Source organism: Lapillicoccus sp., assembly GCF_025353065.1.
Taxonomy (GTDB): Bacteria; Actinomycetota; Actinomycetes; order Actinomycetales; family Dermatophilaceae; genus Lapillicoccus.
In genome coordinates this window covers 1-20,152 of sequence record NZ_JANXRJ010000052.1, presented here as the reverse complement: position 1 = coordinate 20,152, position 20,152 = coordinate 1, and the positions used below count along the sequence as shown (strand labels likewise).

Sequence of the window (20,152 nt, the reverse complement as noted above, 5' to 3'; positions counted from 1 at the left end):
CCGCCTGCCGTATGCCGCCCCTTCGCCGCGCGCGCGGCACAATGACTCCTATGATGCGCGCCACGGGGGTCGCCGTCGTCGGCGCGACGGTCCTCCTCGCGGCGGCGTGCTCGTCCGCCTCCAGTGCCCCACCGGCCTCGTCCGTCTCGGTCCCGTCGTCCTCCCGGTCGCCGTCGTCCCCGGGCGGCGCGGCGGTCAGCCCCACGACGAGTGGCACCACCGCCGACTCGAGACCGATCACCCTCGCCTTCGGCGGCGACGTCAACTTCGAGGGTCGGGTGGCCCACCTGCTCGACGGCACCGACGGCCTCGCTGACCTGCGTCCGGTCCTTGGTGGCGCCGACGTCGCCATGGTGAACCTCGAGACGGCGATCACCGACCGGGGCACCCCGCAGCCGAAGATCTACCACTTCCGGACCAGCCCCAAGGCGCTGGTCATTCTCCAGAAGGCGGGCATCGACGGCGTGAGCATGGCCAACAACCATGCGGTCGACTTCGGGGCCGACGGTCTCACGGACACCCTCGCGGCCCAGCAGGCGAGTCCCATCCCCGTCATCGGGATCGGCCGCGACGCCGCACAGGCCTTCGCCCCGGCCGTCTTCACCGTCCGCGGCGTGTCAATCGCCGTTATCGCCTCGACCCAGGTCAACGACTACACGGTCAACACCTTTCCGGCCACGGACACGCGAGCGGGCGTCGCCGGCAACCTCGTCAGCAACGACCGGCTGGTCGCTGCGGTCCGGGCGGCGACGCAGAAGTACGACGTCGTCGCCGTCTTCCTCCACTGGGGCACCGACTACACGACCTGCCCCGACGGGCCGCAGCAGCGCACCGCCGCAGCGCTCCAGGACGCCGGTGCCGATGTCGTCGTCGGAGGACACGCCCACCGTGTCCAGGGCGCCGGCCGACATGGCCGCACCTATGTCGACTACGGGCTCGGCAACTTCGTCTGGCTCAACACCCGCTCCGAGATCGACACTCGCAGTGGGGTGCTCACCGTGAGCATCGACCGTGCAGCCGCCTTGGCACAGGGTGCGGCGGACCCGGCCACGCGGCATACCCGCCCGTCCGTCGTGACCGGCGCGACCTGGACCCCGCTCGTGGTGGGCGACGACGGGGTGCCGCGCGCTCCGGCCGCCGCGACTGGGGCGACCCTCCTGCAGGCCTTCACCGACGCCCGGAGCTGCGCGGGCCTCACGCCCTGACCAGCCCCGGGTATGCCGCGGGCCCGCGCCACGTGCTGTGGCGCGGGCCGGCGGGACGGGTGGATCAGCGGTGACGCATGCGCCGTCCGATGACGATCCCGACGACCAGCCCGACGACACCCACGACGAGCTGTGGGGCGTAGGACCTGAGGATCACCGGCAGGACAGCCGATCCGAGGTCCAGGGCGTCGTCCGCCTCGGCCTCCGGGGCTGCGCGAACGGGTGCCGGACGCGGCGCCGCCGCGGGAACCACCACCGGCGCCGTAGCGTCCGGGATCGTGGTGGTCGAGGCAACCGAGCCCCCGGACGCAGCAGGCGCAGCAGCTGCCGGCTCCGCAACGGGGGCCGGCGCCTCCTCCTCCGTGAACCGCTTCTCGAGACACGCGACGAACTGCCCGAGAAGCTTGTCCGAGACGTCCTGCATGACCCCACGACCGAACTGCGCCGGCTTGCCGGTGACGTTGAGGTCGGTGGTGACATCGACCTCCGACCCGCCCGACGCGACCTCGGCGACGGCGATCGTCACCGAGGCACCGGCCGTGCCGTTGCCCCGCTTGTCCTTGCCCTTCGCGTCGATGACGGCACGGTGGGCCGTGTCGTCACGCTCGACGAACGTGCCGGACCCGGCATACACGAGGGCGATCGGGCCGAGCTTGATCTTCACCGTGCCGGTGAAGGAGTCGTCCTCGACGCTGGTGACGGCGGCGCCCGGGAAGCACCCGGCGACGCCCTCGAGGTCCATCAGCGTCGCCCACGCGGTCTCGGCGTCCGCGGGGACGACGAAGGAGTGGTGCAGGTCCACCGGCGTCAGCTCCCGGCAGCAGCGAGGACCGCGCGACGGGTGAGGACCCCGGCGAGGTGCTTGCGGTAGTCGCTGTCGCCGTTGAGGTCCGAGGGCGGGTTGGTGCCGTCGGCGGCCGTCGCGGAGGCGGCCTTGACGGCCTCCTCCGTGGCGGGCTGTCCGAGCAGCGCGGCCTCGACCGAGGTGGCCCGCAGGGGGATCGAGCCCATGTTGGTCAACCCGATGCGTGCCTCGGTGATCGTGCCGCCCTCCATCTTGACGGTGGCCGCGACCGCGACGATGGCCCACTGGTGGGCGACCCGCACGAACTTCTCGTAGCGCGCCCCCCAGCCGGTGTGCTTGGGGATGCGGACCTGGGTCAGCAGCTCCCCCTCCTGGACGGCCGTCTCGAAGAGGTCGACGAAGAACTCGGAGGCGGGGACGGTGCGGGTCGCACCGCCCGGACCGACGATGACGAACTCGGCGTCCAGCGCGAGTGCTGCCGCCCCGATGTCGCCCGCCGGGTCGGCGTGGACGAGCGCTCCGCCGAGGGTGCCGCGGTGCCGGATCTGCGGATCCGCCACCTCCGCCACCGTCTTCTGGAGCAGCAGCGCGTGCTGCCCCACCAGCTCGCTCTCGACGACGTCGGAGTGGGTGGTCATCGCCCCGATGACGATGGTGTCACCCTCCTCGGAGATCCCGCGCAGACCGGGGATCCGGCTGAGGTCGATGACCTTCTCGGGGCTGTTGAGCCGCAGCCGCAGGACGGGCAGCAGGCTCTGGCCCCCGGCCATGATCTTGGCGTCGTCGCCGGCCTCGGCGAGGGCCGCGAGCGCGTCCTCCACCGACTCCGGCGCGAGGTAGTCGAACTGGACGGGGATCACGGGGTGCCACCTTCCGACTCGTCGAAGTGCGGCACGGCCGCGGCTTCAGTGGGGACCTGCTGCTTCTGGCCACCGGACTGGATGGCCTTCCAGACCCGCTCGGGGGTGCACGGCATCTGGACGTCGTCGACGCCGAACTGGCGCAGGGCGTCCACGACGGCGTTGACGACGGCCGGGGTGGAGGCGATGGTGCCGGCCTCCCCGACACCCTTGGTGCCGAGCGTGTTGGTCAGCGACGGGGTCGTGGTGTGACCGATGTCGAAGCTGATCATGTCGGCGGCGGTGGGCACGAGGTAGTCGACGAAGGACCCCGACACGAGCGTGCCCGAGTCGTCGTAGACGGCCTCCTCGAAGAGCGCCTGGGCGATGCCCTGGGTGAGCCCGCCGTGCATCTGGCCGGAGACGATCAGCGGGTTGATGACGTTGCCGATGTCGTCGACGCAGGTGTACTTGCGCATCGTGATCTGGCCGGTCTCGGTGTCGATCTCGAGGGCGCACAGGTGCGTGCCGTGCGGGTAGTTGAAGTTGATCGGGTCGTAGGTGGCGTCGGAGTCGAGCGACGGCTCCATCCCGTCGGGGAGGTTGTGCGCCACGAAGACGGCCCCCGCGATCTCCTGGATGGCCAGGCCCTGGTCGGTGCCCTTGACGCTGAACCGGCCGGCCGAGAACTCGATGTCGTCGACCGACGCCTCGAGGAGGTGGGCCGCGACGGGCCGCGCCTTCTCGATGACCTTGTCGGCCGCCTTGACGAGCGCCTCACCACCGACGACGAGCGAGCGCGAGCCGTAGGTGTCGAGCCCCTTCGGCGCGGTCTGGGTGTCGCCGTGAAGGACCTCGACGTCCTCGAAGGGCACGCCCAGACGGTCGGCGATGATCTGGCTGAAGGCCGTCTCGTGGCCCTGGCCGTGGGCGCTCGCCCCGGTCACGACCTCGACCTTGCCGGTGGCCAGCATGCGCACGCTCGCGTGCTCCCAGCCGCCGGCGCCGTAGTTGAGCGACCCGAGGACCCGAGAGGGGGCCAGGCCGCACATCTCGGTGAACGTCGAGACGCCGATGCCGAGCTGGACGCGGTCACCGGAGTCCCGCCGCTGCTTCTGCTCCGCGCGCAGGGCGTCGTAGCCGAAGGACTCCTTCGCCTTGGCGGTGGCTGCCTCGTAGTTGCCGGAGTCGTACTCCAGACCGGCGACCGTGGTGAAGGGGAACTCCTCGTGGGTGATCCAGTTCATCTCGCGGACGACGAACGGGTCGACGCCGAGCTCGTTGGCGAGCTCGTCCATCAGCCGCTCGATGCCGAAGGTCGCCTCGGGCCGTCCGGCGCCGCGGTAGGCGTCGGTCCATGCCTTGTTGGAGAAGACCGTCTGACAAGTGAACTGGTATGCCGGGAACTTGTAGATCGCGTTGAACATGAAGGCGCCCAGCACCGGGACCCCACCGCCGACGACGGCGACGTAGGACCCGAGGTCGGCGAGGAGCTCGACCTTGAGACCGGTGACCTTGCCCTCCTTGGTCGCGGCCAGGGTGAGCTTCTGCCACTGGTCACGACCGTGGTGGGCCGCCATCAGCGACTCCGACCGCGTCTCGGTGTATTTGACCGGCTTGCCCAGCCGGCGGCCGACCGCCCACGCGATCCACTCCTCCGGTGTCACCTGGAGCTTGCCGCCGAAGCCGCCACCCACGTCGGGGGCGATGACGCGGATCTTGGACTCCGGGACCCCGGTGGTCGCGGCGAGGGCGAACCGGACGATGTGCGGCACCTGCGTGGCCGACCACATGGTGATCTGCTCACCCGTCGGGTCGACGACGACCGACCGCGGCTCCATGAAGGCGGGGATGAGCCGCTGTTGGCGGTAGTCGCGCTCGATGACGATGCCCTCGGCGCGGGCCGTGGCGATGGCCTCGTCGACGTTTCCGCCGGTGCCGGCCTCGGCCGAGTCGAACTTCCAGAAGGCCGACTTGTTGGTGCCGAGGTCGGGGTGCGCGAGCACCTTGTCCTCGGCGTTCTCGCGCAGGTCGAGGGCGGCGGGCAGCTCCTCGTAGTCGACGTCGACGAGCTCGGCGGCGTCACGGGCGGCGGCGGCGGTCCGCGCGACGACGACGGCGACGATCTCGCCGGCGAAGCTGACGCGGGCGGACGGCATCGGCAGGTGCACCGGGGTCTTCTGGTCGGTCGTGATGGCCCAGGCGTTGATGAGGACGCCCTGGCCGTCGCCGAGGTCGGCCCCGGTCAGCACGGCCTTGACGTGGGGAGCGGCCTTCGCCGCGTCGACGTTGATGTTGATGATGTTGGCGTGCGCGAACGGGCTGCGGACCATCGCCATGTGGAGCATGCCGGGGAGGGTGATGTTGTCGGTCCACTTGGTGCGGCCGGTGATCAGCCGCTGGTCCTCCTTGCGGAGCCGCTCGCGGCCGATCTCCTTCACGGCGATGTCGGGGCGGTCTTCGATGAGCGTCATGATGCAACCTCCTGTCCGGAGGCGGTCTGCACCGCTCGGACGATGTTGTGGTAGCCCGTGCAGCGGCAGAGGTTGCCCTCGAGGCCGGCGCGGATCTCCTTCTCGGTGGGAGTGGGGTTCTCGTTGAGCAGGTCGATCGACTGCATGATCATTCCGGGGGTGCAGTAGCCACACTGCAGGGCGTGGCACTCGTGGAAGGCGGCCTGCATCGGGTGCAGCTCGCCGTTCTTCGCCAGGCCCTCGATCGTGGTGACCTCGTGTCCGTCGGCCTGGACGGCGAGGACGTTGCAGGACTTGACGCTGCGGCCGTCGAGGTGGACGGTGCAGGCTCCGCAGTTGCTCGTGTCGCAGCCGACGACCGTGCCGGTCTTGCCCAGCTGTTCTCGCAGGTAGTGCACCAGCAGCGTTCGGGGCTCTACCTCGTCGGTATAGCTCTCGTCATCCACCTGGACGGTAATGCGGGTCATCCTTGACTCCTCATCTTTTCGTGTGCGTGCTGATCGTGTGACTGTTCAGATCGTCGTGCCTTGCGCGTGCTGGGGCAAGGGATCCTCTCCGAAGGGAGAGGAGGAACCGTTGACCCAGCCGGTATTGGGGTGGTGGATGGGGCCGTCGACGGCCGTCAGCCGCTCACCGCGACCGCCCCAGCGCATCGCGATGATCTCCGCCGCGATGCTCACCGCGGTCTCCTCGGGGGTGCGCGCACCGAGGTCGAGGCCGATGGGGCTGGAGAGGCGTCCCAGCTCGGGCTCGCTCATCCCGATCTCCCGCAGCCGCGTCATCCGGTCGTCGTGGGTGCGCCGCGACCCCATCGCCCCGATGTAGGCGACCTCCGGCATCCGCAGGGCCACCTCGAGCAGCGGGACGTCGAACTTCGGGTCGTGCGTGAGCACGCAGAGGACGGTGCGCTCGTCGATCCGGTCGGCGTCGAGCTCGCCCTGGAGATAGCGGTGCGGCCACTCGACGACGACCTCGTCGGCCTCGGGGAACCGGCTCGCCGTCGCGAAGATGGGGCGGGCGTCGCACACCGTGACGTGGTAGCCGAGGAACTTGCCCACCCGGGCGCAGGCCGCCGCGAAGTCGATGGCGCCGAAGACGAGCATCCGCGCGGCGGGGGCGTGGACGGACACGAAGACCCGCATCCCCTCGCCGCGCCGTTCACCGTCGGGGCCGTAGGTGAGGGTCTCGCTGTGTCCCGAGGCCAGCAGCCCGCGAGCGTCGTCGACGATCGCGGCGTCGGCGCGTTCACTGCCGAAGGAGGACGTCGGAGGCAGGTCGGGGTGGATGACGACGCGGCGTCCGACCCATACCGGGTCGGGGTGGGCGACGACGGTCGCCACCGCGACCGGTCGACCCTCGGCGATGTCCTCGGCGACCCCGCCCAGCTCGGGGTGGCTGTCGCGGGACACCTTCTCGACGTAGACGTCGAGGATGCCACCGCAGGTGAGGCCCACGGCATACGCATCCTCGTCGCTGACGCCATAGCGTTGCAGCGCAGGGGTGCCCGTCTCGACGACCTCCTGGGCGAGCTCGTAGACGGCGCCTTCGACGCAGCCGCCGGAGACCGACCCGACGGCCTCCCCCTGCGGGCCGACGAGCATCGTCGCACCGGGCTGCCGAGGAGCCGAGCGCCAGGTCGCGACGACCGTCGCGACGCCCACCGTCTCGCCCTCGTGCCACCACCGGAGCAGCTCGGGCAGGTCGTCAGCCACGGGTCACCACCTCGGCCAGGTCGTCGAAGGTGCGGAGCGAGTGGCCGGCCACGAAGTCGCTGCAGTGGGGCAGGGCGGCGACGATGCCCTGCTGGACGGGCAGGTAGCCGGCCTTGCCGCGGTGCGGGTTGACCCACACGACGCGATGGGCGAGCGAGCTCAGCCGGCGCATCTGCTCCTCGAGCAGCTCGACCCCGCCGCGCTCCCAGCCGTCGCTGTAGACGACCACGACGGCGCCGCGCGCCATGCCCCGCTGGCCCCACCGGTCCAGGAACGCTTTCAGGGACTCCCCCAGCCGGGTGCCGCCGGACCAGTCGGGCACGACGTCACCGGCCGCGACCAGCGCCCGCTCGGGGTCCCGCTGCCGCAGGGCGCGCGTGACGTGGGTGAGGCGGGTGCCCATCGTGAAGACCTCGACCGACCCGCCGCCCATCACCCAGTGGTGGGCGAGGCGCAGGAGGGCGTCGGCGTACGCGCTCATCGACCCCGACACGTCGACGAGCAGGACCACGCGGCGCGAGCGGCTGCCGCGGTGCCGCCAGCTGAGCTCGACGGGCTCGCCGAAGTGCTCCAGCTGACGCCGCAGGGTGCGCCTGGGGTCGACAGCACCTCGGTGCCATGCCGTATGCCGCGTGGCTCGCCGACGCGGCACTGGCCGCTTCAGGGACGCGAACATCGTTGCCAGTATTGCTTTCTCGGTCCCCGACATGCTGGCGACGTCGCGCTGGCGGAGCACCTCGAGGCCGCTGGCGATGGCCTGGACGGCGTCGGTCTCCTGGTCCGGGCCGTCGCCCTCGCCTTCACCCTCGTCGGTGAGGTCGGCCTGGACCATGGTGGGTGGGGGCGGCTGCCGGGTCAGCCGCAGCTCCTCCTGATGGGCCGTGAACCACGCATGGAAGAGCTTGTCGTAGCGGTCGACGTCGTCGGGCCCACCCGTCAGCGTGGCCCGTCCCGCCCAGTAGGTCGCGCGCTCGTTGCCCATCCCGACCTCGGTAACGGCGGCGAGGTAGGTCGCCTCGCGGTCCGCCGTGACGGCGACGCCGGAGGCGCGCAGGGCGTGGGCGAAGCCGAGCAGGAGCGCGTCGGGCGCGGTGGGCACGTCAGCCCCCGAGGATCTGGTCGAGGCTGCCGCGCACCCGATCGGCGTCCTCGCGGTACTTCACGGCAACCCCCAGCGTGGCGGAGGCGTGCTCGACGTCGAGGTCGCTCGCGCCGAGCTCCATCAGGGCCCGCGCCCAGTCGAGGGTCTCGGCCACGCCCGGAGGCTTGACCAGCTCGCCGCCACGACGCATCGCCTGCACCGCGGAGACGACCTGCCGGCTGAGCCGCTCCCCCACCTCGGGTGCCCGGCTGCGGACGATCTCGAGCTCGCGCGCCAGGCCCGGGTGGTCGATCCAGTGGTAGAGGCAGCGGCGCTTCAGGGCGTCGTGCAGCTCGCGGGTCCGGTTGGAGGTGAGGATGACGATCGGCGGCACGGTGGCCCGGATGGTGCCGAGCTCGGGGATCGTCACCTGGTAGGTCGAGAGGACCTCGAGCAGGAAGGCCTCGAACTCGTCGTCCGCGCGGTCGACCTCATCGACGAGGAGGACCGCCGGGCTCTCGCGCAGGGCCCGCAGGATCGGGCGGGAGAGCAGGAACCGCTCGTCGAAGAGCGACTTCTCCACGTCGGGTCCGTCGGGCCCGTTGCCGCCCTCTCCGTCGACGCCGATGCGAGCCGTGGTCTCGAGAGCGCGCAGGTGCAGGATCTGTCGGGGGAAGTCCCAGTCGTAGAGCGCCTGCGAGGCGTCGATGCCCTCGTAGCACTGCAGCCGGATGAGTGGCACCTCCAGCGCCTCGGCGAGTGCCTCGGCGAGAGCGGTCTTCCCGGTGCCGGGTTCGCCCTCCAGCAGGAGCGGCCGGCCGAGTCTCAGCGCGAGGAATCCTATTGTCGCAAGGGCGTCGTCGGCGAGATAGCCGGTCGCCCTGAGCAGTTTCGCGAGCTGGGCTGCCGAGGTGATGGACGGTTCCATGGGTCGATCATTGCCCACGGTCAGACCTCCCGCGGGACGGGGTCGGCGGGGACCGTCTCCCGTGTCGCGCCCGCCGGACGGGAGTCCACGTCGGCGCCGCCGGCGAGGTCGCCGCACTCGACGAGGACCACCTCGCGCTCGAGGAGATAGTCACGCGCCCCGCGGTCGCCGGCCGCCTCCCTGATCACTCCGGCCCAGTGGTCCCGACCGAGCACGACGGGATGGCCGGGCACCCCCTCGTATGCCGCCCGCTCCAGGACGGCGGCCGGCGGGAGGCCTCCGTAAGCGTGGTCGCCGGCGGAGTTGGCAGCGTGGTCGTCGGCGTGGTCATCGGTGTGGTCGTCGGAAGGACCCCCGAGGCGGGCCACCAGCCGCGCCACGACGTCGGCGCCGACGTCGGGCAGGTCGACGAGGTTCACCAGGGTCACCGTGGCCGGCGTGGACCGGAGGTGACGCAGACCGGCGCGCAGCGAGGCGCCCATGCCTTCGTCCCAGTCGTCTGCCACCACGACCTCGCCGGTGAAGCCGTGGTCCGCGAGCAGCCTTGCGGCCCGGTCGGACTCGGCTCCGAGCACGACGGTGACACCGTCGCAGCCACCGTTCTCGAGAACGGCGACCGAGCGGGCCAGCCACGAGGTGCCGTCAGCGTCGTGGACCAGGGATTTGGGGCCTCCCATCCGGCGACCGGCTCCCGCTGCGAGGAGGAGTCCGGCGACGGAGGTCATAGGACAAATACATCACACTCCGGTGAAGGTCGCCCACACATCTGTCGCATGTTGTGCAGAGCCGCAGCGGATGCGGGAGCCAGGCGCTTCACAGCTCCGCAGGTGAGGAAAGGAGCCCGCACCCCGCCGCTCGGCCACCCGGGACTCCTCCTCACGTGAGGAGGAGTCCCGGGCCGGCTCCGCTCAGAAGGCGCTCGTGCCGTTCGGCGTGCCGAGGCCGGTCGGGCCGTCGTATCCCGGCCCGGCGGTGCAGTAGCTGGCGCAGGAGCCGTTGCTGCCGGAGGTCACGTCGTTGAGGCCGCCGGACGCGGCATACGGGAGGGTGTTGGCGTAGCCCGTGGTCCGGCCGCTGAGGGCGTAGACCCCGGCGACGATGGGCGACGAGAGGCTCGTGCCGCCGTACTGGGCCCAGGACGACGCGCTCGAGGACGTGGGTGCGTAGACGGCGAGGCCGGTGTTGGGGTCGGCGTCCGCGGAGACGTCGGCGATCGCCCGACCGCTGCAGCCGGTCACGCCCGAAGTCTGGCCCGCAGGTGCAACGTTGAGCGTCGTGCAACCGGATCCCGAGCCGCTCCAAGCGGATTCGCTCCAGCCCCGGGTGCTGGTCGTCTTCGTGAGCGACGTGCCACCGACCGCGGTGACGTAGTGCGAGGAGGCAGGGAAGGACGCGCCCTGGTAGCCGTTGTCACCCGTCGACGCGGTCACGGCGACGCCGGGGTGGTTGTAGTAGCTGCCGTAGCTGGAGTCGGCGCTGTCGCCGCCCCCGTAGCTGTTGGAGATCGCGACGACCCCGGCGTGGGCGGCCGCGGTCTTGACGGCAGCACCGAGGTTGGCGAAGGACGGCGTCTTGGCCTGCACCAGCAGGATCTTGCAGTCGGGGCAGGTCGCCGAGACCGCGTCGAGGTCCAGCGCCTGCTCCTGCGACCAGCCGAGGTTGTATGCCGGGAGGCTGGACGAGCCGGTCTGGCTCACCACGGTGAGGCACCCGTTCGCGGTGGTGCAGGCGCTGAGGCCGAACTGGGACCGGTAGACCGCGAGGTCCCGGGAGGCGTTCGGGTAGCCGTAGGCGTCGACGATGGCGACGGTGCGGCCCGACGAGCCGGTGCTGGTCAGACCGTAGGCCGACCGGATGTCGGAGGGGGTCTTGCCGGAGATCGCGGCAGGACGGGCTGCACTGCCGGCCGATGCCAGGGGGTTCACCCGGGCTCCGGTGGCCGTGTCCACGAGCTCCTCGGCGAGGCAGGAGGCCTCACCGGGGCGCGCCGCCGCGCAGACGCGCTTGGCGTGGTGCGCCGAGGATGCGAGCGCGGGGGTCGCGTCGGCGGACGGGACGGCGGCGGCCGCCAGACCGAAGGTCGCGGTCGCGGCAACGGCGATGGTGATGAGTGTTCTGCGCATCCTGACGTGTCTCCTGATGGGCTCGGCCTCGTGTGACGTGTTGAGACCCGGGTGAGGCGCGACGATCTGTCGCTGGACCGGAGCCTGACGACTGTGGAGGGGCAGGACAAGGGGCCAACGAAAAGGGGGGGATCCCAAGGGCCGACCGTGGTCAGCCGTTGACCGATTCGTGGTCCGTCTCCCAGCGGTCACTCAGAGCTTTCCGGGGAGATCAACAGAACAGCCGCATCGCGGGCCGGTCAGACCGACCTGATTGATCCTGTTCGTCCGTATTAATCCTCCGTGAGTCATATCTACTTTTGACGGCATTAGCGCAATTACTGCCGTGATAGGGGCTTTCACCATGTCCCGCCCGTCGGGAATGTTCGGGAAAAGTCGAAAATCACCGTGGCAATCACCCTGTGTGGACTACTCTTCTGTTCACGAGAAGGGCCCGTTGCGGGGGCTGCAGCAGCCCTTCCACGTACGGGGGAATCCACTTTTTTGGGGGAATACATCATGGCCGTCATTGCCGTGGTCCCTGCCCATGACGAGGCAGCGACCATCGAGTCCGCCGTGGCGTCCCTGCGCGCCCAGGCGGTGGCCTTCGACCGCATCGTCGTCGTCGCCGACAACTGCACGGACCAGACGGTGGCCATCGCCCGCGCTGCCGGGGCGGAGGTCTTCGAGACGCGCGGCAACCGCCACCGCAAAGCAGGCGCACTCAACCAGGCGCTGCCGCACATCGCCCTCGACGACGACGACCTGCTCCTGGTGATGGACGCCGACACCCGCCTGGGCACCGACTACATGGCTGCCGTGCTCCGCCACTTCGCGGTGACGAGCAGCCACCACGGTCGGCAGCTCGGGGCGGTCGGCGGGATCTTCCACGGCGACGAGCCGCACGGCGTGCTCCAGCGACTCCAGGCCGCCGAGTACGCCCGCTACGCCCGCGAGATCGGCCGCCGGCAGGGCCGTGTCCACGTGCTCACCGGCACCGCCTCGGTCTTCCTCGTCCGGGCGCTGCGCGACGTGGCCACCTCGCGCGGCCACCTGCTGCCCGGGCGGCGCGGCGACGTCTACGACACATCGGCCCTGACCGAGGACAACGAGATCACCATCGCCCTCAAGACCATCGGCTGGGGCCTGGTCTCGCCGAAGGAGTGCCTGGTCTACACCGAGCTGATGCCGACGCCCGGTGCCCTGCACGACCAGCGGCTGCGGTGGTATCGCGGCGCGGTCGACAACATCGCCACCTACGGGCTCACGCGGGTGACGGCCCGCTACTGGATGCAGCAGAGTGCGCTGCTCTTCTCGACCGTGATGCTGCTGCTCTATCTCGTCCTGATGGCCTACACCATCGTGGTCGGGGTCTTCGCCCTGTCCTGGTTCTGGAGCTTCATCGGTGTCATCTTCGCCGTCGAGCGGGTGGTCACCGTGTGGGAGGCTGGCCCGCGCGCCCGGTTCACCGCGGCGCTGATCGTGCCCGAAATGGTCTATGACGTGTTCCTCCAGATGATCTTCCTGCGCGCGCTGGGGCAACGTCTCAGTCGATCGACCCCGGAGTGGAAGCACCACACCGCTCCGGCGCGCAGGACCCTGCAAGTCCCAACAATGAAAGAGGTCTGAACGTGTACTCCTCCATCAAAGCCGTGAGTGGTGGCGCAGTGGGCTCCGCAGCCCTTGCTGCGACCGGTTTCTCCGCGCTGTTCTATGTCGTGGCGTCGTTCACGCTGGTCATGGCCGGAATGGCCTTGCTCCGGATGCGCCCGAAGACCCAGAAGTAGCCACCGGTAGGACCCGGCCCCCCGAGCGCCGTCCAGCGCTCGGGCCCGGGAAACCTGCCGTCCGTCAGAAATCGGTCCGTCAGAGCCGGTGCAGCGCGGCTGTCGTGAACACCGCTTCGGACTCCTCGTCCGAGGCGTCGAGGTCGACGGTCGCCGTGATCCGCCAGTCGTGGTCGCCCGCCGGGTCGTCGATGACCTGGTCGACGGCCCAGGCCCGGCCCGCACCCGATACCTGCTCGACGACGAACAGGGCGGGACCTCGGGCGTCGGAGTCGAGGCCGACCTCCTCGTGCTCGAGGAAGTAGGACTCCCCGGCCTCCTCCCAGTCGGCGGCCACGGGCCACCCGTCGACGTCGGTCCACGCCCCCAGCGCCGACCAGTCGCCGTGCGCGAGCAGCTGCACGAGCTGAAACATCGCGTTGCGCACGAGGATGCGGAACCCCCTCTCGTCACTGGTGATTCGGCGAGGAGCCGGCGGGAGGACAGCGGCCCCGGCGGCCAAGGCCTCCTGGCGATCGGGGTCGGTCAGCGCTTCCCACTCGTCGAGAAGACTGGAGTCGGTCTGGCTCACCACCGTGCCCAGCCAGGCGATGAGGTCGTCCACCTCGGGCGTCTTCGCCGAGTCGGGGACGGTCTGGCGGAGCGCCTTGTAGGCGTCGGAGAGGTAGCGCAGCACGATGCCCTCGGAGCGGGTGAGGCCGTAGAAGGCCACGAGGTCACCGAAGGTCATGGCCCGTTCGTAGAGGTCACGGACGACCGACTTCGGTGACAGGGCTGACTCATCGACCCACGGGTGGCTCTGCCGATAGGTCCGGAACAGTGCGGTGAGCAGCTCCTCGAGGGGCCGCGGCCAGGTGACGTCCTCGAGGATCTCCATCCTCTCCTCGTACTCCACCCCGTCCGCCTTGAGCTCCGCCACGGCCTCTCCGCGGGCCTTGAACTGCTGCGCCATCAGGATCTGACGGGGATCCTCCAGGGTGGCCTCGATGAGCGAGACGACGTCGAGGGCGTAGGTCGGGCTCTCCGGGTCGAGGGTCTCGACCGCCCCGAGGGCGAACGCCGACAACGGCTGGTTGAGCGCGAAGCCGAGCTGGAGGTCCTCGACGAGGCGCGTCGTCCGGCCGTACTCGTCCGGGGCCTCGAGGCGCTCGACGACACCGGCCGCCAGCAACGAGCGATAGATCTGGACCGCCTGCCGGACGTGCCGCACCTGTCGGCGAGGCTCCTCGTGGTTGTCGCGCAGCAGTTGACGCATCGCCGCGAAGGGATCCTCGTGCCGCTGGAGCACGTTGAGGACCATCGAGTGGGTGACCCGCATCCGCGAGACGAGCGGCTCGGGCTCGGCCGCGACGAGCCGGGAGAACGTGTCCTCGCTCCAGCTGATGAATCCGTCAGGAGCCTTTTTGCGCTGGATCTTTCGTTGCTTCTTGGGGTCGTCGCCGGCTTTGGCCACCGCGCGCGCGTTCTCGACGACGTGCTCGGGGGCCTGCACCACGACGGTGCCGGCCGTGTCGTATCCCGCCCGTCCCGCGCGCCCCGCGATCTGATGGAACTCGCGAGCCTTGAGCAGCCGCTGACGCGACCCGTCGAACTTCGTCAGGCCGGTCAGCAGCACGGTGCGGATCGGGACGTTGATGCCGACCCCGAGGGTGTCGGTGCCGCAGATGACCTTGAGGTGCCCGCGTTGGGCCAGCTGCTCGACGAGCCGCCGGTACTTCGGCAGCATCCCGGCGTGGTGGACCCCGATGCCGTGCCGGACGAGTCGCGAGAGCGTCTTGCCGAACCCGGCCGAGAAGCGGAACCCGCCGATGAACGCGGCGATCGCGTCGCGGTCGGCGCGGCTGGCGACCGTGACCGACATCAGGGCCTGTGCCCGCTCGAGCGCTGCGGCCTGGGTGAAGTGGACGACGTAGACGGGCGCCTGGCCGGTCGCGAGGAGCTCCTCCAGCGTCTCGTGCAACGGTGTCATCGCCCAGTGGTAGGTCAGCGGGACGGGTCGCTCGACCGACGTCACCATGGCCGTGGGACGGCCCGTGCGCCGCACCAGGTCCGCCTCGAACGGGCTGGTGTCACCGAGCGTGGCGGACATCAGGATGAACTGGGCCTGCGGCAGCTCGAGGATGGGGACCTGCCACGCCCAGCCGCGGTCGGGCTCGGAGTAGAAGTGGAACTCGTCCATGACGACCTGCCCGACGTCGGCCGTCCGGCCACCACGCAACGCGATGTTCGCCAGCACCTCGGCCGTGCAGCAGATGATCGGCGCTCCGGGGTTCACCGCGGCGTCCCCGGTGAGCATGCCGACCTGGTCGGCGCCGAACACGTCACAGAGGGCGAAGAACTTCTCGGACACCAGTGCTTTGATGGGCGCCGTGTAGTAGCTGCGGATCCCGGCCACGAGCGCCGCGAAGTGGGCGCCCGTGGCGACGAGGCTCTTGCCCGAGCCGGTCGGCGTCGAGAGGATGACGTTGGAGCCCGACACGACCTCGATCAGTGCCTCCTCCTGGGCGGGGTAGAGGGACAGGCCCTGTCCCGTCACCCACTCCGAGAAGGCCGCGAAGACGTCATCGGGGTCGGGTGCTGCACCGGGTCGTCCGGCAAGCGTGGAGGTCGTCGCTGTGAGGGTCATGTCCTCGTCATCCTCTCAGTGCCGAGAGGGAGGGTGGTCACGCGCTGATCGTCGACGCCCCGGCCGTCCGGGCGGCCCGGTGCTCCGCGGGGCTGATCCCCTTGACCCGCTTGAACGCGACGCTCAGCGCGAACCCGCTGCCGTAGCCCACCCGGGCCGCGACGGCGTCGAGGGTCATCTCCCCCTCGCCGATGAGGTCGGCCGCCAGGTCCAGACGCCACTGCGCGAGATAGGTCATCGGCTCTCGCCCACCAGCTGCGCGAAGCGCCTGGCCAGGGTCGAGCGCGACCAGCCCACGGCCGCAGCCAGACCGGCCAGCGACCACGGGTGGCCGGGCTGGTCGTGGATCAGGGCCAGCACCGGCCCGACGAGGGGGTCGGCCTGCGCGTGGTACCACCCCGGGGCGCCGGATCCCGGACGGTCGAGCCACTCACGCAGGGCAGCGACGACGAGCAGGTCGACCACCCGGTCGAGGACGGCCGCCTGCCCGAGGACGTCGCGGTCGATCTCGGCCTGGAGGTAGTCGACCAGGGGCGCGTTCCACGCGCCGGGCGCGAGGACCAGCAGGTGGGGCAGGGTCGGGAGCAGCCGGTGGCCCACTTCCGCACGACGCTCGTAGACGCCGGTCACGAAGACCACCGGGCTCGGGCCGGGACTCCCCCAGGTGCGCATCCCCAACGAGGCGAGGTCGCCGAGATCGCTCCCGTCGGGCGACGTGCACCGTTGTCCCGGGTGGATGACCACGGTGGGCCGGGTCGGCGCCTCGTCCTCGATCCGCATTGCAAAGGGGGGCGAGAGGCGGCACCGCAGCACGAAGGCCTCGCGGGCCCGGGTGCCGTCGAGGAGGCCGGTCAGCACGTCCATGCCGCCACATACCGGCACAGCGTCCGGAGGAGAGAGACGTTCGCACATGCCCCGACGGACCTCAGACATGGGCAGGCCCGCCGGCCGGGGGTGGGATGAGGACATGACCTCAACCACCGCCGTCCTCGTCAGCGCTGCCGCCCTCGGGACCACCGCCGTCGGCGGAGCGTTCCTCGCGTTCTCGTCCTTCGTCATGCCGGCCCTCGGCCGACTCCCGGCGCGGGAGGCCGTCGTCGCGATGCAGGCGGTGAACGTCACCGCGGTGTCAACGATCTTCATGATGACGCTGTTCGGCTCGGGCGCCCTGTGCCTGGTCACCGGCTGGCGGGCCGTGGTCGGGTGGGGCACGCCGGCCGCGTCGTGGCTGCTCGCCGGCAGCGCGGCATACCTCATCGGGGTGATCGGTGTGACGGTCGCGGCCAGCGTGCCCCGCAACGACCGGCTGGCCGCCCTCGACCCGGCGTCCGCGCCGGCCGCAGCCATCTGGGCCGACTACCTGTCGAGGTGGACGGCCTGGAACCACGTCCGGACCGTCGCCGGACTGCTCTCCGGCGCAGCCTTCCTCGTGGCCTCGGGTGCCCGCGCCCTGTGACGCGCGCACCGTCTGCCGCGGGCCCGCCGCTCAGGCGACGGGAGCCGGTACGCGGACCTCGAGACCCGCGTCCGCGAGCGCCCGGAGGATCGGTACCGCCTCGGCGAGCACGGCCCGCTCCCGCTCACCGAGCCCGTCGAGGTGCACCGACAGCCAGCTGGTGCTCTCGCGCCGCAGGCCCTCGAGGAGCTCGGCGCCCCCCGGGGTGATCGTGAGGATCGTCGCGCGGGCGTCCACGTCGTCGCGCCGGCGCTCGGCCCAGGCGGCACCGGTCATGATGTCGATGAGCCGGCTCATGCTCGCCGGCGAGACCCCCATCTCGGTCGCGAGGTCGCCGGCCCGGCAGCCGTCGGGATGGCGGGCGAGGGCCGACAGGGCGGCGAGCCGGGTGGGCGTCACCCCGGAGCTCGCGGCCGGCCTGCGCAGGTGGTAGGCCAGCCGGCTGACCTCGGTGCGCAGCCCCCCGGCGAGCTCGGCGACCGAGGTCTCGCGGGTCGGCGCCGTCAGCGACGAGGGACTCATCGGACCGCCGCCTCCACGGCCTCCGTGCGCGACTCCTCGGTCACGGCGTCCGGCCGGACCAGGTCGTCCCTCGACTCGCCGGCCGCATCGCCTCCGGACACCACGTCGACGTGCACGTACTTCTTGCCGATCATCCAGGACGCGACGGCGGCGACGAGGCACGCGACGATCGCGAAGGCGAAGGCCACGACGAGTCCGTTGTGGAACGGCTCGGAGATCAGCGACGGGAAGAACCCCCGGCCAGTCAGGTATGCCGAGTCCGTCGGCGACAGCTGCGACAGCGTGCTGGACCCCAGCAGCGACTGGATCGGGTTGTAGCCGAGGAGCGACGCGAACAGCACCGAGACCGGGGGCAGTCCCGCGACGACCTGTGCCTGGGCCGCCGACACGCCGTGGGCGGTGAGGCCGCTGGCCATCGCCTGGGGCAGCGAGCCGGCGAGCCCGGTGACCATGAGCGAGAAGAAGATCCCGATGGAGAGCACCATGGCCGAGTTCTGGAAGGTGGTGCTCATCCCGCCACCCACGCCGCGACGGTTGGCCGGCAGGGAGTTCATGATGCCCGTGCGGTTCGGTGAGGCGAACAGACCCATCCCGACGCCGTTGACGAGCAGGGCGAGGGCGAACTGCCAGTAGTCGAAGTTGACCGGCAGGAGCATCAGCCAGACGAAGCTGAGGGCCGAGATGATCATTCCGCCGGTCGCGAACGGCCGGGCGCCGAAGTGGTCGGAGAAGTAGCCGGAGAGCGGTCCGGCGACGAGGAAACCCACGGTCATCGGGAGCATGAAGATCCCGGCCCACAGCGGGGTCGCCTCGAAGGCGTACCCGTGGCGCGGGAGCCAGATGCCCTGCAGCCAGATGATGAGGATGAACATCAGCCCGCCCCGGGCGAGTCCCGACAGGAGGCTGGCGAGATTACCGGCGGTGAAGGCCCGGATGCGGAAGAGGTCGAGGCGGAACATCGGGTCCGCGATGCGCGTCTCGATCACGCAGAAGACGGCGAGGACGATGCTGCCCCCGATGAGGCAGGCGAGGACGAACGGGCTCGTCCACCCCATGATGTGCGTGCCGTAGGGCTGGATGCCGTAGGTGATGCCCACGAGCACCGCCACGAGGCCGACCCCGAAGGTGACGTTGCCCCACCAGTCGATGGTGCCGTGGTGCCGGATGCCGGTGTCCCGCAGCTTGAGGTAGGCCCAGACGGTGCCGAAGAGGCTGACCGGGACGGAGACGAGGAAGACCAGGCGCCAGTCGATCGGGCCGAGGATGCCGCCGATGACGAGACCGAGGAACGACCCGGCGATGCCGGCCACCATGTTGAGCCCGAGGGCGAACCCCCGCTGCTCGACGGGGAAGGCGTCGGTGATGATCGCGCTCGAGTTGGCCATGAGCAGGGCGCCACCGACCCCCTGCAGCACGCGCATCACGATGAGCCAGAGGACGCCGTTCGTGCCCGACATCCAGGTCGCGGCGAGGGCGACGGAGAAGATCGTGAAGATCGCGAAGCCGGCGTTGTACATCTTCACCCGGCCGTACATGTCGCCGAGGCGCCCGAAGCTCACGACGAGCACGGCCGTCACGACCATGTAGCCCATCATCAGCCAGAGCAGGTAGCTGGAGTTGCCGGGCTGGAGGGGGTTGATGTCGAGCCCACGGAAGATGTCCGGCAGCGCGATGAGGAGGATCGAGGAGTTGATCGTCGCGATGAGGACGCCGAGGGTGGTGTTGGACAACGCGATCCACTTGTAGTGGTCCGGTCGGGTGTCGGGGCGTGTGGCTGTGGTCGTCATGTTGTTTCAACCGTACTAACCGACCCTGGGAGAACAGTGGGAGGGAACACCGGCGCCCTCCCCCGGCGTTGTCCAGCGCATGAGCACTCTGATGCAGGCAACCTGGAACGGTCACGTCATCGCCGAGTCCGACGACACCGTGGTGGTCGAGAACAACCACTACTTCCCGCGATCCTCGGTCACCGCCGAGCTCGCCGACACCGACACCCACTCGGTGTGCCCGTGGAAGGGCACCGCGTCCTACTACTCCGTGACGGTCGACGGGCAGACCAACCCCGACGCGGTCTGGTACTACCCCGAGCCGAAGGCCGAGGCCGAGATGATCCGCGACCGCGTCGCCTTCTGGCGTGGCGTCACCGTGGCGCCCAAGGCCTGACCCGCCTCCAACCGCATGCACCGCGACTCGCAGCACCCGCGGCGCGGCTAGGCTGCCACCCCATGGACCACGACGGGGTGCTCGCCTGGGTCGCCGACTACGAGCGCGCCTGGCGTGAGGGCAACGTGTATGCCGTGGAGCGTCTCTTCTCCCCCGGCGTGCGATACCACCGCTCGCCCTACGAGCCGGTCGACGTCGGCCACGACGGGGTCAAGGCGTTCTGGCTCGAGGACGACGGGCAGACCTTCAGCATGGAGGCGCGAGTCGTCGCGCTCGAGGCGGAGACCGCGGTGGTCCGGGTCCTGGTCAACTACCTCGCCCCGACCCGGCAGGACTACACCGACCTCTGGGTGCTGCGCTTCGCCGACGACGGCCGCGTCGAGGACTTCGACGAGTGGGCCTGCTGGCCCGGGAAGCCCTACAGCGCGACGAGCACATGACAGCGTCGGGGG

The 20,152-nt window shown here is 70.5% G+C and carries 20 protein-coding genes; 6 read left to right on the top strand and 14 right to left on the bottom strand.

Features of this window, described 5'->3' with window-relative positions; translation table 11 throughout:
* The first annotated feature begins 50 nt into the window (after window positions 1–50).
* Window positions 51–1,205, top strand: coding sequence for a CapA family protein (locus Q0R63_RS04650; protein ID WP_295694714.1), 1,155 nt, complete (start codon window positions 51–53; stop codon window positions 1,203–1,205).
* Window positions 1,206–1,269: 64 nt separating this feature from the next.
* On the opposite strand, the gene Q0R63_RS04645 is transcribed toward Q0R63_RS04650, so the two are convergent.
* The 9 genes from Q0R63_RS04645 to Q0R63_RS04605 form a co-directional block, all read right to left on the bottom strand.
* Entirely contained in the window at window positions 1,270–2,007 is a 738-nt protein-coding gene (locus Q0R63_RS04645) for an SRPBCC family protein (RefSeq protein ID WP_295694711.1), read from the bottom strand.
* A 5-nt stretch (window positions 2,008–2,012) separates the two neighbouring features.
* A complete protein-coding gene (locus Q0R63_RS04640; protein WP_295694708.1) occupies window positions 2,013–2,870 on the bottom strand; it encodes a xanthine dehydrogenase family protein subunit M in 858 nt (285 codons plus the stop codon).
* Window positions 2,867–5,323 (bottom strand): xanthine dehydrogenase family protein molybdopterin-binding subunit, encoded by a 2,457-nt coding sequence (locus Q0R63_RS04635; RefSeq protein ID WP_295694705.1) that lies wholly within the window; start codon window positions 5,321–5,323, stop codon window positions 2,867–2,869. Before Q0R63_RS04635 ends, Q0R63_RS04640 begins: the two co-directional genes overlap by 4 nt.
* Window positions 5,320–5,790 (bottom strand): (2Fe-2S)-binding protein, encoded by a 471-nt coding sequence (locus Q0R63_RS04630; RefSeq protein WP_295694702.1) that lies wholly within the window; start codon window positions 5,788–5,790, stop codon window positions 5,320–5,322. The genes Q0R63_RS04635 and Q0R63_RS04630 overlap by 4 nt, the downstream gene beginning before the upstream one ends.
* Window positions 5,791–5,835: 45 nt before the next feature.
* On the bottom strand, window positions 5,836–7,035 hold the full coding sequence (locus Q0R63_RS04625; protein WP_295694699.1) for an XdhC/CoxI family protein: 1,200 nt from the start codon (window positions 7,033–7,035) through the stop codon (window positions 5,836–5,838).
* A complete protein-coding gene (locus Q0R63_RS04620) occupies window positions 7,028–8,134 on the bottom strand; it encodes a VWA domain-containing protein (RefSeq protein WP_295694697.1) in 1,107 nt (368 codons plus the stop codon). Before Q0R63_RS04620 ends, Q0R63_RS04625 begins: the two co-directional genes overlap by 8 nt.
* A 1-nt stretch (window position 8,135) precedes the next feature.
* Window positions 8,136–9,044 carry a MoxR family ATPase gene (locus Q0R63_RS04615; RefSeq protein WP_295694694.1) on the bottom strand — a complete coding sequence of 303 codons (909 nt, stop codon included), beginning with the start codon at window positions 9,042–9,044 and terminating at the stop codon, window positions 8,136–8,138.
* A gap of 20 nt (window positions 9,045–9,064) precedes the next feature.
* Entirely contained in the window at window positions 9,065–9,769 is a 705-nt protein-coding gene (locus Q0R63_RS04610) for an NTP transferase domain-containing protein (RefSeq protein WP_295694692.1), read from the bottom strand.
* Window positions 9,770–9,952: 183 nt separating this feature from the next.
* On the bottom strand, window positions 9,953–11,167 hold the full coding sequence (locus Q0R63_RS04605; RefSeq protein ID WP_295694688.1) for a hypothetical protein: 1,215 nt from the start codon (window positions 11,165–11,167) through the stop codon (window positions 9,953–9,955).
* Window positions 11,168–11,665: 498 nt separating this feature from the next.
* On the opposite strand from Q0R63_RS04605, the gene Q0R63_RS04600 reads away from it, so the two are divergent.
* Entirely contained in the window at window positions 11,666–12,775 is a 1,110-nt protein-coding gene (locus tag Q0R63_RS04600; protein ID WP_295694685.1) for a glycosyltransferase family 2 protein, read from the top strand.
* A 2-nt stretch (window positions 12,776–12,777) separates the two neighbouring features.
* Window positions 12,778–12,933, top strand: coding sequence for a hypothetical protein (locus Q0R63_RS04595; RefSeq protein WP_295694682.1), 156 nt, complete (start codon window positions 12,778–12,780; stop codon window positions 12,931–12,933).
* Window positions 12,934–13,012: 79 nt separating this feature from the next.
* On the opposite strand, the gene Q0R63_RS04590 is transcribed toward Q0R63_RS04595, so the two are convergent.
* Genes Q0R63_RS04590 through Q0R63_RS04580 form a run of 3 tightly spaced genes read right to left on the bottom strand, consistent with a single transcriptional unit; the run spans window position 13,013 to window position 16,423 of the window.
* Window positions 13,013–15,559, bottom strand: coding sequence for a DEAD/DEAH box helicase (locus Q0R63_RS04590; protein ID WP_295694679.1), 2,547 nt, complete (start codon window positions 15,557–15,559; stop codon window positions 13,013–13,015).
* Window positions 15,560–15,596: 37 nt separating this feature from the next.
* Window positions 15,597–15,797, bottom strand: a complete 201-nt coding sequence (locus tag Q0R63_RS04585) for a helix-turn-helix domain-containing protein (RefSeq protein ID WP_295694675.1) — start codon at window positions 15,795–15,797, stop codon at window positions 15,597–15,599.
* On the bottom strand, window positions 15,794–16,423 hold the full coding sequence (locus Q0R63_RS04580) for an AraC family transcriptional regulator (protein ID WP_295694672.1): 630 nt from the start codon (window positions 16,421–16,423) through the stop codon (window positions 15,794–15,796). The genes Q0R63_RS04585 and Q0R63_RS04580 overlap by 4 nt, the downstream gene beginning before the upstream one ends.
* 103 nt (window positions 16,424–16,526) lie before the next feature.
* Between Q0R63_RS04580 and Q0R63_RS04575 the strand changes: the two genes are divergently transcribed.
* Window positions 16,527–17,015, top strand: coding sequence for an anthrone oxygenase family protein (locus Q0R63_RS04575; RefSeq protein WP_295694669.1), 489 nt, complete (start codon window positions 16,527–16,529; stop codon window positions 17,013–17,015).
* A gap of 30 nt (window positions 17,016–17,045) precedes the next feature.
* Here Q0R63_RS04575 and Q0R63_RS04570 read toward each other — a convergent pair whose 3' ends face one another.
* Together Q0R63_RS04570 and Q0R63_RS04565 are read right to left on the bottom strand one after the other, a co-directional pair.
* Entirely contained in the window at window positions 17,046–17,537 is a 492-nt protein-coding gene (locus tag Q0R63_RS04570) for a MarR family transcriptional regulator (RefSeq protein ID WP_295694667.1), read from the bottom strand.
* Window positions 17,534–19,324, bottom strand: a complete 1,791-nt coding sequence (locus Q0R63_RS04565) for an MFS transporter (protein ID WP_295694665.1) — start codon at window positions 19,322–19,324, stop codon at window positions 17,534–17,536. The genes Q0R63_RS04570 and Q0R63_RS04565 overlap by 4 nt, the downstream gene beginning before the upstream one ends.
* A gap of 79 nt (window positions 19,325–19,403) precedes the next feature.
* On the opposite strand from Q0R63_RS04565, the gene Q0R63_RS04560 reads away from it, so the two are divergent.
* Window positions 19,404–19,700: a DUF427 domain-containing protein gene (locus Q0R63_RS04560; RefSeq protein ID WP_295694663.1), complete on the top strand. Its 297-nt coding sequence runs from the start codon at window positions 19,404–19,406 to the stop codon at window positions 19,698–19,700.
* A gap of 62 nt (window positions 19,701–19,762) precedes the next feature.
* Entirely contained in the window at window positions 19,763–20,140 is a 378-nt protein-coding gene (locus Q0R63_RS04555) for a nuclear transport factor 2 family protein (protein WP_295694661.1), read from the top strand.
* Window positions 20,141–20,152: the final 12 nt, after the last annotated feature.